The 14721-nt window shown below is 72.7% G+C and carries 15 protein-coding genes and 1 riboswitch; of the genes, 12 read left to right on the top strand and 3 right to left on the bottom strand.

Annotated elements, in window-relative coordinates; translation table 11 throughout:
* The first annotated feature begins 155 nt into the window (after positions 1 to 155).
* The 7 genes from AC0680_RS23595 to AC0680_RS23565 all read left to right on the top strand — a co-directional run bounded on the left by AC0680_RS23595 (position 156) and on the right by AC0680_RS23565 (position 8362).
* On the top strand, positions 156 to 800 hold the full coding sequence (locus tag AC0680_RS23595; RefSeq protein WP_478631994.1) for an HNH endonuclease family protein: 645 nt from the start codon (positions 156 to 158) through the stop codon (positions 798 to 800).
* 194 nt (positions 801 to 994) lie between these two features.
* Complete coding sequence (locus AC0680_RS23590) at positions 995 to 2719, top strand: alkaline phosphatase D family protein (RefSeq protein ID WP_478631991.1); 1725 nt, start codon at positions 995 to 997, stop codon at positions 2717 to 2719.
* A 207-nt stretch (positions 2720 to 2926) separates the two neighbouring features.
* Complete coding sequence (locus AC0680_RS23585; RefSeq protein WP_478631988.1) at positions 2927 to 4906, top strand: FAD/NAD(P)-binding protein; 1980 nt, start codon at positions 2927 to 2929, stop codon at positions 4904 to 4906.
* Between the two features lie 78 nt (positions 4907 to 4984).
* Positions 4985 to 5449 carry a DoxX family protein gene (locus tag AC0680_RS23580; protein WP_478631986.1) on the top strand — a complete coding sequence of 155 codons (465 nt, stop codon included), beginning with the start codon at positions 4985 to 4987 and terminating at the stop codon, positions 5447 to 5449.
* Between the two features lie 183 nt (positions 5450 to 5632).
* Entirely contained in the window at positions 5633 to 6277 is a 645-nt protein-coding gene (locus AC0680_RS23575) for a DedA family protein (RefSeq protein WP_478631983.1), read from the top strand.
* Positions 6278 to 6357: 80 nt separating this feature from the next.
* Positions 6358 to 6978, top strand: a complete 621-nt coding sequence (locus AC0680_RS23570) for a GNAT family N-acetyltransferase (RefSeq protein WP_478631981.1) — start codon at positions 6358 to 6360, stop codon at positions 6976 to 6978.
* Positions 6979 to 7186: 208 nt separating this feature from the next.
* Entirely contained in the window at positions 7187 to 8362 is a 1176-nt protein-coding gene (locus AC0680_RS23565) for a methyltransferase (protein ID WP_478631978.1), read from the top strand.
* Between the two features lie 16 nt (positions 8363 to 8378).
* Here the strand turns inward: AC0680_RS23565 and AC0680_RS23560 are convergent, their stop codons facing one another.
* A complete protein-coding gene (locus tag AC0680_RS23560; RefSeq protein ID WP_478631975.1) occupies positions 8379 to 8990 on the bottom strand; it encodes a TetR/AcrR family transcriptional regulator in 612 nt (203 codons plus the stop codon).
* A gap of 93 nt (positions 8991 to 9083) precedes the next feature.
* On the opposite strand from AC0680_RS23560, the gene AC0680_RS23555 reads away from it, so the two are divergent.
* Positions 9084 to 9542, top strand: coding sequence for a cupin domain-containing protein (locus AC0680_RS23555; protein ID WP_478631973.1), 459 nt, complete (start codon positions 9084 to 9086; stop codon positions 9540 to 9542).
* 83 nt (positions 9543 to 9625) lie between these two features.
* On the top strand, positions 9626 to 10282 hold the full coding sequence (locus tag AC0680_RS23550; RefSeq protein WP_478631970.1) for a nucleoside/nucleotide kinase family protein: 657 nt from the start codon (positions 9626 to 9628) through the stop codon (positions 10280 to 10282).
* On the opposite strand, the gene AC0680_RS23545 is transcribed toward AC0680_RS23550, so the two are convergent.
* The gene (locus AC0680_RS23545) at positions 10236 to 10676 is read right to left on the bottom strand and encodes a hypothetical protein (RefSeq protein WP_478631967.1); all 441 of its coding nucleotides are present in this window, start codon (positions 10674 to 10676) and stop codon (positions 10236 to 10238) included. The two genes, AC0680_RS23550 and AC0680_RS23545, sit on opposite strands and share 47 nt — an antisense overlap.
* A gap of 170 nt (positions 10677 to 10846) precedes the next feature.
* Here AC0680_RS23545 and AC0680_RS23540 point away from each other — a divergent pair, with 170 nt between their 5' ends.
* From AC0680_RS23540 to nicT, 3 genes are all read left to right on the top strand, one after another.
* Positions 10847 to 11509 carry a MarR family winged helix-turn-helix transcriptional regulator gene (locus AC0680_RS23540; RefSeq protein ID WP_478631964.1) on the top strand — a complete coding sequence of 221 codons (663 nt, stop codon included), beginning with the start codon at positions 10847 to 10849 and terminating at the stop codon, positions 11507 to 11509.
* Positions 11510 to 11584: 75 nt separating this feature from the next.
* Positions 11585 to 12433 (top strand): alpha/beta fold hydrolase, encoded by an 849-nt coding sequence (locus AC0680_RS23535; protein ID WP_478631961.1) that lies wholly within the window; start codon positions 11585 to 11587, stop codon positions 12431 to 12433.
* Positions 12434 to 12561: 128 nt separating this feature from the next.
* Positions 12562 to 12776, top strand: a riboswitch (cobalamin riboswitch).
* Between the two features lie 31 nt (positions 12777 to 12807).
* Complete coding sequence (gene nicT / locus AC0680_RS23530) at positions 12808 to 13959, top strand: Nickel transporter NicT (protein WP_478632041.1); 1152 nt, start codon at positions 12808 to 12810, stop codon at positions 13957 to 13959.
* A 27-nt stretch (positions 13960 to 13986) separates the two neighbouring features.
* Here the strand turns inward: nicT and AC0680_RS23525 are convergent, their stop codons facing one another.
* On the bottom strand, positions 13987 to 14487 hold the full coding sequence (locus AC0680_RS23525) for a VOC family protein (RefSeq protein ID WP_478631958.1): 501 nt from the start codon (positions 14485 to 14487) through the stop codon (positions 13987 to 13989).
* Between the last annotated feature and the right edge of the window lie 234 nt (positions 14488 to 14721).

Genomic DNA, 14721 nt, shown 5'->3' with positions numbered 1-14721 from the left:
GGAGTGCCGGAGAGCACTTCTGGCGCCCTGTCAACCCTTGAACTGACGTGGGCATGTCGTCACTCTGTTACCTGGTGCCCACCCCGTGGAAACCCCACATCGCCACCATGGGCCCGCACCGCACGGCAACTTCCCCCCACTTCAAGGGAGTTTCGATGGCAAAGGTCTACGCGCGTCGCGTCACCATAGCGGCGGGTTCGGCCGCGGCTCTGGTCTGCACGCTGGCGCTGAGCTGCCAGTCCGCCCAGGCCGCGCCGCCCAGCCCGCCGGACGCGGCCACCGCTCGGACGTACCTCAGCCAGATCAAGGAGCAGGCCGAGGGCCCGCAGGACGGCTACAGCCGCGACAAGTTCCCGCACTGGATCGACCAGGGGAACAACTGCAACACCCGCGAGGTGGTGCTCAAGCGTGACGGCACGGACGTACAGCAGGACGGCGGCTGCGCGGCGGTGAGCGGCAAGTGGGTCTCGGCCTACGACGGCGCGACCTGGACCCAGGCGGCCGACCTCGACATCGACCACGTCGTCCCGCTGTCGGAGGCCTGGAAGTCGGGCGCCGCGCAGTGGACCACCGAGCGCCGCCAGGAGCTCGCCAACGATCTGACCCACTCCCAGCTGATCGCCGTCACCGACAACGTCAACCAGGAGAAGGGCGACAAGGACCCGGCGAAGTGGCTGCCGCCGAAGGCCTCGTACCACTGCGAGTACGCCCGGATGTGGGTGTGGGTCAAGCACGAGTACGGCATGACCGCGGACTCCGCCGAGAAGGCCGCGCTGAAGAAGATCCTGGACGGCTGCTGAGCAGCCGCCGCCCCAGCTAGGGCGATCACCCAGGGCCTGCCACCGGACTGCCGCGTGCCCCGCGGCGTTCGCCGGGCAGGCCCTGGCGCGCCCGCAGGCCGGATTCCGCCGGTCCGCGGGCCCGCCGTCGTACCGGTGGACCGCCGCCCCTGTTGTGCTCTTATCCTCTGAGCCACGACAACGGGAGGGCACCGATGGCCGGACTGCGCTTGGGGCCGCTGCTGCGCTACGTCGACGCGGACAGCGCGACGGTGTGGGTGGAGACCGACCGGCCGTGCGTGGTGCGCATCCGCTGCGACAGCGGGGCGTCCGGTGCGCAGCACACCTGGCAGGTGGCCGGCCACCACTACGCGCTGGTCCCAGTGACCGGCCTGACGCCCGGCAGCGAGACGCCCTACCAGGTCCTGCTGGACGAGCAGCAGGTCTGGCCGCTGCCCGACGGCCGGTTCCCACAGAGCACGATCCGTACCCTCACGGCCTCCGGGCGGGCCCCGCTGAGCATCGCCTTCGGCTCCTGCCGCTGGTCCGCGACTCCCGCGAAGGCCGCTCACGACCCGGTCGGCCCGGACGCGCTCGACACCCTCGCCGCCACTCTGGCCGCCGATCCCGCCCGCGAACGCCCGGACGTGCTGCTGCTGTTGGGCGACCAGGTCTACGCCGACCAGACCTCCGAGGCGACCGCACGGAAGCTGGCCGAGCACCGCGACATCAGCCGGCCGCCGTGGAAACAGGTCGCCGACTACGAGGAGTACACCCACCTCTATTACGAGTCCTGGCTCGCCCCGGAGGTCCGCTGGCTGCTGTCCACCGTCCCCAGCTGCATGATCTTCGACGACCACGATGTGATCGACGACTGGAACACCTCCGCCGCGTGGCTGAGCCGGATGCGGGCGACCTCCTGGTGGCACGAGCGCATCCTGGGCGGCCTGATGTCGTACTGGGTGTACCAGCATCTGGGCAATCTCCCGCCCGCCGAACTGGCCGCCGACGAGCTGTACGCCCAGGTGCGGGCGGCGGACGACGGCACGGACCTGGTCCGGGAGTTCGCGGCCGGCGCGGACGCCGATCCGGCGGGCGCCCGCTGGAGCTACCGCCGCGACTTCGGCCGGGTGCGCCTGGTCATGATCGACACCCGCGCCACCCGCGTCCTGGACGAGGGCAGCCGCGCGATGCTCGACAAGGCCGAGGGCGAATGGCTGCGCCAGGCCGTGCTGGACGGGCGCGACGGCTACGACCACCTGCTGCTGGGCAGTTCGCTGCCCTGGCTGCTGCCCCATCTCATCCATGCCGCGGAGGGCTGGAACGCCGCGCTGTGCGCCGGCGAACGCGGGCCCCGCTGGGCCCGGGGCAGCGAGTTCCTGCGCCAGCGGGCCGATCTGGAGCACTGGGCGGCGTTCCCCGGTTCGTTCGCCGCACTCACCGATCTGATCGCCGAGGCGGGCTCCGGCGCGAACGCCCCGGCAACGGTCTGTGTGCTGTCCGGGGACGTGCACCACGCGTACGTGGCGGAGCCGCACTGGCGCGAGGCCGCGCGGCGGCCCACGAGCCAGGTGCTGCAGCTGACCTGCTCCCCCGTCCACAACAGCATCCCCGGCTCGCTGCAGGCCGGCTTCCGGTTCGGCTGGAGCCGGGCCGGCCGGTGGCTGGGGAAGCTGGTGGCCCGGCACGGCCGGCTCGGGCGGCCGCCGGTGAAGTGGCGGCGTACGGGCGGCCCTTGGTTCGGCAACCAGCTGATGACGCTGACTCTGGCGGGCCGTACGGCGCGGATCGCGCTGGATCAGGCCCGCCGGGAGAAGCGGAGCGGAAACGTCCGGCTGGTCACGGTGTGGCGTGAGGTGGCGGCCGATGCCCGCCTCGGCGGGGAAAACGGCGAGGTGAGCGAGTCCGTCCCCGAGACCGATCGCCCGAATGATGGATGATCCGGGCGGTCCCGCATCCGCAGCCCGCTGAGCGGCCGTCAGCCGGCCGCCGTCCGGTCCGCGGATGTGGCCGAATTCTCCGCCCATCCGGGTGCTGCACCGGTGGGTCGGGCGGTGATGATGGTGCACACCTCTGCTCGTCGCCCGAACTTCCGGACGGCCGCGCCCCCGCGCCGGCCGCCCGCCCCGCCCCAGGGAGAGCCCCACTTGGCCGCCGACCGCATCGCCGACCGCCACCGCCCCGCCATCGCCGTCGTCGGCGCGGGGCCGCGCGGAACGAGCGTGCTGGAACGGATCTGCGCCTCGGCCGCCGAACTGGCCCCGGGTGCCCGCCTGACCGTCCATGTGATCGACCCCGCCCCGCCCGGTGCCGGCCAGGTGTGGCGCACCGCCCAGCCGCCCGAGCTGCTGATGAACACCGTGGCGTCGCAGGTGACGCTGTTCACCGACGAGAGCGTCGAGTGCGCGGGCCCGATACGCACGGGGCCGAGCCTGTACGCCTGGGAGGGGTGCGAGGTCGGCCCCGACGACTATCCGGGGCGCGCCCTGTACGGCCGCTATCTGGAGTGGGTGTTCCGGCACACGGTGCGCACCGCCCCCGACGGGGTGACCGTCGTGCCGCACACCGCCCGCGCGGTACGGCTGACCGAGGCCGCCGACGGCACGCAGTCGCTCGCCCTCGACGACGGCCGGGAGCTGACCGGCCTGGGGGCGGTGGTGCTCGCCCAGGGCCATCTGCCGACCGCCCCGGCCCCCGAGCAGCGGCACCTCGCCGACTACGCCGCCGGGCACGGCCTGCGCTATCTGCCGCCGGCCAACCCCGCCGACCTCACCACCGAGCTGGCGGCGCTGGCACCGGGCCACCCGGTGCTGCTGCGCGGCCTCGGGCTCAACTTCTTCGACCACATGGCGCTGCTGACGACGGCGCGCGGCGGCCGGTTCGCGCCCGGCGCGGACGGCGCGCTGAGGTATCTGCCGTCCGGGCGCGAACCCAGGCTGTACGCGGGCTCCCGGCGCGGCATTCCCTACCACGCGCGCGGTGACAACGCGAAGGGTGCGCACGGCCGTCATCTGCCGCTGCTGCTCACCGCGGACGTGATCGCCGCCTTCCGCGAGCGCGCCGGGTCCGGCGATCTGCCCGACTTCCTGGCGGAGGTCTGGCCCCTGGTGGCCAAGGAAGTGGAGTCGGTCTACTACGAGGCGCTGCTGATGCGGCGGGAAGCGGCCGACCCGTTGGACGACTCGTTCCGCGACCGCTTCCGGGAGCGCTTCCTGGGGAGCGCCCACCGCAGCCCCGAGGAGGCCGCGGCGCTGGACGCCTTCGGTATCGCGCCCGCCGAACGCTGGGACTGGGAACGGGTCTCCCGGCCGCACGCGGGACGGTCGTTCGCCGGCCGCGCCGCCTTCCGGGAGTGGCTGCTGGACCATCTGCGCGCGGACGTCGCACACGCCCGGCTGGACAATGTGTCCGGGCCGGTCAAGGCGGCCCTCGACGTGCTGCGGGATCTGCGCAACGAGCTGCGGCAGATCGTCGACCACGGCGGGCTGGCCGGCGCGTCCCGCCGCGACCACCTGGACCGCTGGTACACCCCGCTCAACGCCTTCTTGTCCATCGGGCCGCCGCGGCACCGGATAGCGGAGACGGCGGCGCTGATCGAGGCCGGGGTGCTGGAGGTGGTCGGCCCCCGGATGGTGGTCCGGCCCGGCGCCGCGGACGGCCACGGGCCCGGTTTCACGGCGTACTCCCCGGACGTCCCGGGGTCGGAGGTGACGGCGGCGGCACTGATCGAGGCGCGGCTGCCGGAGCCGGATCTGCGGCGTACGGCCGATGAGCTGCTGGTCCGGCTGCTGGCCGACGGCGGCTGCCGGCCGCACACCGCGGACGGCTACGAGACCGGTGGGCTCGATGTGTCGCCGAGCCCGTACCACCTCGTCGAGGCCGATGGACGGTGCCATCCGCGGCGGTTCGCGATCGGGGTGCCGACGGAGGGCGTGCACTGGGTGACGGCGGCGGGGGCCCGCCCGGGAGTGGGCTCCGTGACCTTGGCCGATACGGACGCGGTGGCGCGGGCGGCGCTGCGGACGGCGGTCGGGGCCTGCCCCGCGGGCCCGGGCGCGGCGGCTTCTGAGGCGGTCGCCGCGGAGGCGGTCGCTTCGATCCAAAGGTCCCATTTGAGCAAAGCTTGAACTTGCAAGTACCTTTAGGGTTCCCTAACCTTTGCCTCCACGGTTCCCTTCGTCCCCAGAAACCGTAGGAGTCCCCACATGTCCGCACCGTTGAACTCGTTCACCCAGAGAACGGCACCGCACGCCCTCGCACTCTTCCGCGTCGTCATCGGGCTGCTCTTCGCCTGCCACGGCGCGTCCTCGCTCTTCGGCGTTCTCGGCGGCGCGATGGGGCAGGGCGGCACCGTGCCCACCGGCTCCTGGCCGGGCTGGTACGCCGCCGTCATACAGCTGGCCGGCGGCGTCCTCGTGATGCTGGGCCTCGGCACCCGCGCCGCGGCGCTCGTCAGCTCCGGCTCGATGGCGTTCGCGTACTTCTCCGTCCACCAGGCCGGCGCGCTGCTGCCGATCCAGAACGGCGGCGAGTCCGCCGCGATCTACGCCTGGGCCTTCCTGCTGATCGTCTTCACCGGCCCCGGCTCCTGGGCGCTGGACCGCGTCTTCTTCGGTGCGCGCGAGGAGGAGGCGGCCCCGAGCACGCAGCGGGAGCCTTCCGCCGCCTGATCCCGGCGTGTCCCGCACGGCCCGTACGGCACCCGCGCCGTACGGGCCGTGCCGTCTTCTCGGCGGCCGGCACCGCCACCCCGCACCGCCCGGTGGAAGGGCCAGGCGTACGCTGTATGGCGCTAGAGCCGCCCCTGCCGCACCGAGCGACGTCGCGGCGGGGTCCGGAGCGGGAGAAGCACGTTGGTGGAAAGCCTGGGGTCGCTCAGCGGCACCCCCTGGGTGTACGTGATCGTCAGCCTCTCGATCGTCCTCGACGTGTTCGTCCCGATCCTGCCCAGCGGAGTCCTGGTGATCGCCGCGGCCACCACGGCCGCCGGCACCGGGACCGCGGCCGACGCCGTCGATGTCGCCTCGTCCGTCCACGGCGGAGCCCACCTGGCCGAGATGCTCTCCCTGGTGCTGTGCGCGGCCGGCGCCTCGGTACTGGGCGACATGGTGGCCTACCGGCTCGCCTGGCGCGGCGGCGACCGCTTCGACCGGGCCATCGGCCGCTCGCGCCGTCTGACGGCGGCGCACAAGCGCCTCGGCACGGCGCTTACGCGGGGCGGGGGCGGCATCGTCGTCCTGGCCCGCTTCGCACCCGCCGGGCGGTCCGTGGTCAGCCTGGGCGCCGGCGTCGCGCACCGTACGGTCCGCGAGTTCCTCCCCTGGTCCGCACTGGCCGGCCTCGCCTGGGCCGGGTACAGCGTGAGCCTCGGCTACTTCGGCGGCCACTGGCTCGGCGCGTCCTGGGTGAGCACCGCGCTCTCCGTCGTCGCCCTCTTCGCCGCCGGGTCGGCCGCGGCGTTCCTGATGCGGCGGCCGGAGAGGCGTACCGCGCACTGACGTACCGCGGCACGCGCGGACGCGGAGCGGTGCGGAAAATGCCGTGGCCGGATGTCGGACCCGGCTGCGACCATGACGACATGAGCGGTACGAACGACATCGACGGCACGAAGCGCTCCGACGGCCCGCAGGGCCCCGGCGGCACGCCCGGCACCGGCGAGGTGACGACGGCCCCCGCGCCCGCCGCGGTGCGCCCCTGGCTTCCCCGCCCCGAGACCGCCGAGGACATACCGTCCGTCCGCCGGATCAATCTCGCCGCCTTCGACACGGCCGCGGAGGCGGATCTCGTCGACGCCCTGCGCCACGACCCCGCCGCCTGGCTGCCGGGGCTCTCGTACGTCGCCGACGCGCCCGACGGCACCCCGGCCGCCCACGCCCTGCTGACCCGCTGCCATGTCGACGAGGTCCCGGCCGTCGCACTCGCCCCGTGCGCGGTGCTGCCCGGATACCAGAAGAGCGGTGCGGGCAGTGCGGTGATCCGCGCCCTGCTGGAGGCCGCGCGGGCCGCCGGCGAACGCACCGCGATCGTGCTGGGCCACCCGCCGTACTACCCGCGCTTCGGGTTCGTGCCCGCCGTCGACCGCTTCGGCATCCTGCCCCCGCAGCCCTGGCCGGACGAGGCCTTCATGGCGCTCTCCCTGGACGGCTCCGTACCCCCGCGCGGCACGGTGCGCTATGCGGAGGCCTTCGGTATCGACTGATCCCGGCCTGCGCCGCCGGCCTCCGTCGCCGGTGCCCCACACCGGCGCGACCAGGCCCGATGACGAACACGGAGTAAAGTCGGGCGTCACACCACCCGCCCGCCGCCACCCGCGAGCGCACCGCGCCCTCCCCGGGAGCGTGCCGGACGCCGCGCTTCAGCGGCACTCCCACGGGACGGGCCGAACCACACACGCGAGGCACACTTCGGTGAACCCACCACCGGTCGTCGAATGGACCGAGGCCGACCGGCCCCGCTCCGCCCGTTGGCGTTCCGAGAACGGCTCCCCGCCACCCCGGCGGATCGTCATCGCGGACGACCGGACGCGGGCCGACGACGCCTACAAACTCGCCTGTGAGGGGACCGCGCTGCTGTGGCGGGGCGACTTCCACAACGCCCGCCAGCTGCTGACGGCGATGGCCCGCCGCATCGACCGCCGCCCGCGCAAGGCGCCGCCCGCCGATGCCACCCAGGCGTTCCATCTGCACCGCGCCGCGCAGAACCAACGCGCCCGCATCCTGGGCATGCTGCTGATCCCGCTCGACGCCACGCACGCCGTCCCGCTGCACCGCGCCCCCGATGTCCGCGAGGCCTGCACCAGGGCATACGGCCCCGCAGAGCCCGCTCCTGCGGAGACCGCCGACGCCGAGGGCCCGGCCCCGGCCGCCTCGCTGGTGTCGCTGCGTGAACTCCTCGCGCTGATCGGCGCCAACGAATGGCGCAGGAAGGGCGTGCAGATCCCGGCGCTCGGCGGCGACCGCATCCATCCGCACTACGGCGTCTTCTCGCCGGCCCGCGGTGAGTACGTCGATCTGGTCGCCGAGGCACCGCTGCCCTCGCAGGACCTGGCGTTCGACATCGGCACCGGCACCGGCGTGCTGGCCGCGCTGCTCGCCCGGCGCGGCGTGCGCACCGTGGTGGCCACCGACCAGGACCCGCGCGCGCTGGCCTGCGCCCGGGAGAACACCGAACGCCTGGGTGTCGCCGGGCAGGTGGAGGTGGTCGAGGCGGACCTGTTCCCGGCCGGCCGTGCCCCGCTGGTCGTCTGCAATCCCCCGTGGGTGCCCGCGAAACCGACCTCCCCGGTGGAGCGCGCGGTGTACGACCCGGGCAACGCGATGCTGCACGGATTCCTCAACGGCCTCGCCGACCATCTGACCCCGGACGGCGAGGGCTGGCTGATCCTCTCCGACCTGGCCGAACACCTCGGCCTGCGCCCGCGCGCCGACCTCCTCGACGCCTTCGCCAAGGCCGGCCTGACGGTCCTGGGCCGGCTCGACATCACCCCGCGCCACCCGCGCGCCCGCGACACCTCCGACCCGCTCCATGAGGCCCGTGCGGCCGAGGTCACCTCGCTGTGGCGGCTGGGGGTCTCGAACGGGTAGCCCGCCCGGCCCGGCCTCAGGCCCGGGGCGCCCCCGCTCCACCGGGCGCGCCCTGGGGCCGTAGCCCCGCGCACGCGTTGCGGACGTAGCGGCGCCAGTCACCGGCGCCGTGACGGATCACCGCCGCCAGTCCGCACACGATCATCACCACGTCGCCCACCTCGACGTCCGCGCGCACCGTGCCCTCGTCCTTGGCGCGGGCGAGCAGTTGGCCGGCGACCGTCTCGGCCTGCGTGCGGCCCTCCCCGGTCGGCTCGGTGGAACCGAACGCCGCCTCGATCGACGCGGACAGCCCCCGCTCGGCGTCCAGGACCTCCCCGATGTGCTCGACATAGGCGGCCAGCCCGTCGGCGGCCGCGGCGCTGGGCAGGCAGCGGGTGCGCCCGAACTCCACGATCTCCGCCTGGCGTTGCTCCCCCACAGCGGCGATCAGGGCCGCCCTGCTGGGGAAGTGCCGGTAGACCGTCCCCACGCCCACCCCCGCCGCCCGGGCCACCTCGGGCATCTGCGCCTCGTCGCCACGCGCGCGGAACACCTCCCGCGCGGCGTCCAGCACACGGGTGCGGTTGCGCTCGGCGTCGGCGCGCGGCCTGCGCTGCGGGGTGGGGGAGGTCGAGGAGGCTGCCACATCGCCGATGCTACTGCTACGCTCCTCAAACGGAATCGGATTCCGATTCCGCTTTACGTCTATGGACCGCCCAGGAGAGGACCGGCGATCACCATGCCCGAGGAGCGATTCTTCGTCCTGCAGCCCGGCGAGCGACGCCCGGGCCGCGTGCCCCTGCCACCCGGATTCGGCGTCAAGGCCCGTACGCGCGACACCGAGGGCCGACTCGCCATCCTGGAGAACCAGCTCGACGTCGACATTCCGCCGCATGTCCACCACCACGCCGATGAGTTCGTCTACGTCCTCGAAGGCGAGATGGAGGTCGACTTCGACGGCGCCACCCACCGCCTGACCGCGGGCATGTGCGCCCTGCTCCCCCACGGCGTCCCGCACGCCATGCGCAACGCCTCCCAGCCACCCGCCCGCTGCCTGCAGATCTCGTCGCCGGGCGGCTGGGAGGAGTTCGTGGAGGACATGTTCGAGGCCGGGCCGGTCGTCATGAAGGGCGGCCACCCCGATCTCGACCGCCTCAACGCGATCGGCGCGAAATACGGCATGGAGTACTACAGCTGAGATCCGGAGGCCGCGGCCGAGACGCCGAGAAGCCGGGCCGATCCACCGCCGGCCGGCCGTCGATCAGGCACGATGGACCCATCATGGATCCCCGGCACCTTCTCTCCCGCGCCCGCCGGCTCGCCGGCTCCGCGACCCCCGCACGACGCCGACTGCTCGGCATCACCGGCCCACCGGGCGCCGGCAAGTCCACCCTCGCCGCCCACCTCGTGGCGGAGCTGGCCGGGCAGGCGGCGCTCGTCCCGATGGACGGCTTCCATCTCGCCGAGGCGGAGCTGCGCCGCCTCGGCCGCACGGACCGCAAGGGCGCGCCCGACACCTTCGATCCCGCCGGGTACGAGGCGCTGCTGGCGCGCCTGCGCACCCCGGAGCCGGACACCACCGTCTACGCCCCGGCCTTCGACCGCCGTATCGAGGAGCCGGTCGCCGGCAGCATCGCCGTCGCACCACACATCCCGCTCGTCGTCACCGAGGGCAACTACCTCCTTCTCGACTCAGCGCCCTGGCCACGGGTCCGCGCGCTGCTCGACGAGGTCTGGTACGTGGAGCTGGACGGCCCGGAGCGGATCCGGCGGCTGATCGACCGCCATGAGCGCTTCGGGCGCCCACGCGCCGACGCCGAACGGTTCGTGCACGCCTCGGACGAGACCAACGCCCGCGTCGTGGCGGCGACTCGCGACCGCGCCGACCTCGTCATCTCCTTCGCCCCCGAAACGGCCCCGCCCCCGTCCGACGACTGACCCCCGTCCGGCGGCTGCCCCCCTGTCGCCGCCCGCCGACCAGCAGACCGACCACCGACAGCGCACCCCATCCCACGGACGCCGCGGCCGCCCTCCCCCTCCGGTCCCGGCCCGGCAGCGTCGCACCGACCAGAACGGCGTCCCCGAGATCCGCCGCGATCCTCATGTACGCGGCGGTGCGCAGCGCCGGACCCTCGGGCGCCAGCGCGAGTGCGAGCCCGCTGGCCACTTCCCGCCAGGCCAGCGGGCGCAACGAGATCCGGGTGGCCGGCTCGACCCTTCCCTCACCGTCGACCAGCCCCGAAGGCCGCGCCAGCAGATCGGGCACCGCCGTCACCGCCACCCTGTACACCGCCGTGACCACCCCGACCGCACGCAACAGACCGACCTTCATCCGCCCTCACGCTCTCCCTCACCCATCACACATCGCCCGCACGCTCCCCGCCGCGCCCGTCACCCGCGGCACTGCTCACCGCTCCTCTCCCTCCTCAGCTCCTTCCGCCATCAACTCCTTTCCGCGCCAAGCCCCTTCCCAAACGACATCACCGATGTCATCATGACATCATGAGTGTCAATGAGGGGGATGCCGCAGAGCATGACACCGGCGAAAACGGCGCCGGAGCGCACAGTTCCACCGCGCGCGACGCCGACAGGGTGGGCGCCGATGGACCCACTACCGCCGAGGACCTGCTGTACGGCGTCATCAGACGCCTATGGCCGCTGCACCGGACGGTCGTCCGCGCGGTGGAGCGCGAGCTGACGGGCACGGGCATGACCGCCGGTGAACACGCGCTGCTGGACGCCCTGCGCAGCGAAGGGCCCAGGACCGTGCCGCAGTTGGCCCGTTCGATGGGGCTCGACAGACAGCCGGTGCAGCGCTGGGTGAACCACGCCGCGGAGCTGGGCCTGGTCGTGACGGCCCCCAACCCCGCACACCGCCGCTCTTCCCTGATCGAGCTCACCACCGAGGGCGCGGCGGCGATACGCGGGATCCAGGAGTTCGAGGCGAGGGAGCTGCGACAGCGGCTGGCCGACCTGCCCGCCGAGGACGTCCGCACGGCCCTGCACGTGCTCGACCGACTCGGTGAGGAATTCCGGCACCTGGCGAACGGCTCACACAGTCCACCGGATAAAACTGACACCAGCGGCAGTAACGACAACACCGGCATCAAAAACAGAAACAACACACACGCCACCACCACCAACAACGTCACAAAGCTCGCCTGACCAACCCCAATCACCCCACCCGCCCCCATCCCCCACGCACTCCACGCACTCCACGCACAAAGGACGGTCCGGAGCATGACCCGAGCAATCACCGACTGGTCCGAGGTCGACAACGGCCTCGTGCCGGTCGACGACGGCGAGCTGTTCTATGAGACGGCCGGCTCGGGCCCCGCGGTGGTACTGCTGCACGGCGGCATGCTCGACCAGCACATGTGGGACGAACAGTTCACCTGGCTGGTGAACTCCGGCCTCCGCGCGATCCGCTACGACTTCCGCGGCCACGGCCTGTCCTCCACGGTGGACGGGGACTACGCCAACCACGACGACCTGTGCACCCTCCTGGACGCGCTCGACGCCCCCAGCGCCGTCCTCGTCGGCCTCTCACACGGTTCGCGGGTCGCCCTCGACACCGCGATAGCCCACCCGGACCGGGTGACGGCCCTCGCGCTCGCCTCCCCCGGCATCAGCGGCCGCCCCTTCACCGACCCCTTCGTGCTGGAGCACATCAAGGAGCAGGTCGCGGCCATCGGCGCACCGGACGGCGCGGATCGCTATGTCGAGCACTTCCTGCGGATGTGGGTGGACGGTCCGCATCGCGAACCATCCGCCGTGCACCCGGGGTTCCGCGAGCGGATGCGCGCCTCGGCCGCGGCCAATGTGGAGGTGCATGCCGATGGGCTGGGCGCCGGGATGCCCCTTGAGGTCGGGGCCGCGGACCGCCTGGGCGAGATCCGGGTGCCGACGGTCGTGTTCGACGGCGACCTCGACAGTGCGGACATCTCCGCCAACGCCCATGCCATAGCGCTGGCCGTCCCCGGCGCCCGAAGAGTCCGAATACCGGGCGCGGCCCATATGGTCAATCTGGAGAACACCGGGCTCTTCGACCGCGAACTGCACGCCTTCCTCTCGTCCTTGGACTACTGACCCGGCGTCCCTGGCCCACCGACCCCGAAGCGGAGCGCCGGCCCTCCCGGCGACCACCGGCCGCGAGTCCACTGCCACTGGCCCGCACCTCCCCCCGTCCTCCTCGGCACACCCGCCCTCCTCGGCAGATAGAGTGATCGAGCCGTGGTGTTCGGGAAGACCGGTGCCGGACCTTGTGTCCCAGGCCGGAGCGGCCCTCGCCACTGTGATCGGGGAGTTTCCAGCCCTTTCCGTATGCGCACGGCGCGCGTACGGCGCCACTGACCGCAGCCCGCGGCCGGGAAGGCGGGGACGGACGCGTGCACCCGTAAGCCAGGAGACCGGCCACGGCATCTCACGAACTGATCCACGAGGTGCTGGAGCGTGACCGCCGGATGGCCCTGTCCACCGATACCCCGAACACCCCTGCCCCCGCCGCGTTCCGCTGGCGCCGGCAGGACACCCTCCGTACCGCCGGCCTGATGGCCGTCATAGCCGGCCTGCACGTCGTCGCCTTCGGCGTGCTCTTCCTGCTCGTCGTCCCGCACCACTACTCCGTGGGCAGCCAGGTCTTCGGCGCCGGACTCGGCATCACCGCATACACCCTCGGCATGCGGCACGCCTTCGATGCCGACCACATCGCCGCGATCGACAACACCACCCGCAAGTTGATGGCCGACGGCAAGCGGCCGGTCTCGGTGGGCTTCTGGTTCGCGCTCGGCCACTCCAGCGTGGTGGTCGCGATGGCCGCCCTGGTGGCGGGCGGCGCCCAGCTCGCGGGCACCCTGCTCAACGACGAATCCCGTACCCACCAGATCCTCGGCACCATCGGCACCACGGTCTCGGGGACGTTCCTCTACCTCATCGCCGCCCTCAACCTCATCGCGCTGGCCGGGATCTGGCGGGTCTTCCGCGGTATGCGCGACGGCCGGTACGACGAGGCCGAGCTGGAGCAGCGCCTCGATTCGCGCGGCTTCATGAACCGCTTCCTGGGACGCTTCACCCGCTCGATCTCGCGCCCCGGCCAGATGTTCCCGCTCGGCTTCCTCTTCGGGCTCGGCTTCGACACCGCGACCGAGGTGACCCTGATGGTGATGGCGGGCAGCGGCGCCGCGGCCGGCGTGCCGTGGTACGCGATCCTGTGCCTGCCGCTGCTGTTCGCCGCCGGGATGAGCCTGTTCGACACCCTCGACGGCACGTTCATGAACTTCGCCTACCAGTGGGCGTTCTCCAACCCGGTGCGCAAGGTCTACTACAACCTCACCATCACCGGACTGTCGATCGCCGTCGCCTTCTTCATCGGCACGATCGAGCTGGTGACCGTGCTGCACGACAAACTCGCCCTCGACGACCCGCTGACCGGCTGGATCTCCACCCTCGACCTCGACAATGTCGGCTTCATCATCGTCGGCCTGTTCGTCGTGGTGTGGGCCGCGGCGCTGGCGTACTGGCGACTGAGCGGCGTGGAGAAGCGCTGGGCGCAGCGCGCGGAGGCGGCAGACCGGGCGAAGGCGGCAGAGCGGGCGGCAGCGGCGTCGGACTCCTGAGGCACGGCGCGCGGGCCGCGCCTCACCTCACGTGGCCGAGCCGGCCGCGGCGCCCGTCACCAGGTCCGGCCCCCAGCGCCTGAGCGCCACCGCCAGATCCAGCGGCCGCAGCCGGTCCGCCTCCTCCGGCCCCGGCCAGTCCTCCCGCGGAACCCGCCACATCACCTCGAACTCGTTGCCGTCCGGGTCCTTGGCGTACAGGGACTTGGAGACGAGGTGGTCGGTGGCGCCGACCAGTGCGCCGCGCTCACCGAGCCGCGCCTCGGTCGCGGCGAGTTCGCCGAGCGTGCCGACCTCCCAGGCCAGGTGGTACAGCCCGACCCGTCCGGTCTCCGGCCCCGGCGCGTCCGCCCCCACCGCGAACAGCCCCAGGTCGTGATCGTTCAGCGAGCCGGGCGCACTGAGGAAGGCCGCCCGCCCCGGTATCTCCACATCCACGGTGAGCCCCAGCGCCTCACCGTAAAAAGCAACAGCCCGCGCCACGTCCCGGACGTACAACACCGCGTGATTGAGCCGTCGTACGGCCATGAACCCGCTCTCCGATCTTCCACCACGACACCGCGTGGATCATTCGCCACACTTACTTGAAAGTTCAAACTACAACCGACGATACACCCCCACACACCACAAACAACAGCCCCCCAGCAGTCCCCCCAGCAGCCCCCGGAGCGCTCCCACCCGCGCCACCCCACCGCCACCGGGCACGAAAACGGCCCCCGACTCAACCGAGTCGGGGGCCACTGACCTCGCGGTCCACCACTG

It is taken from the genome of Streptomyces sp. NPDC043738, from assembly GCF_056436545.1.
This window is presented reverse-complemented; position numbering and strand designations above follow the sequence as displayed.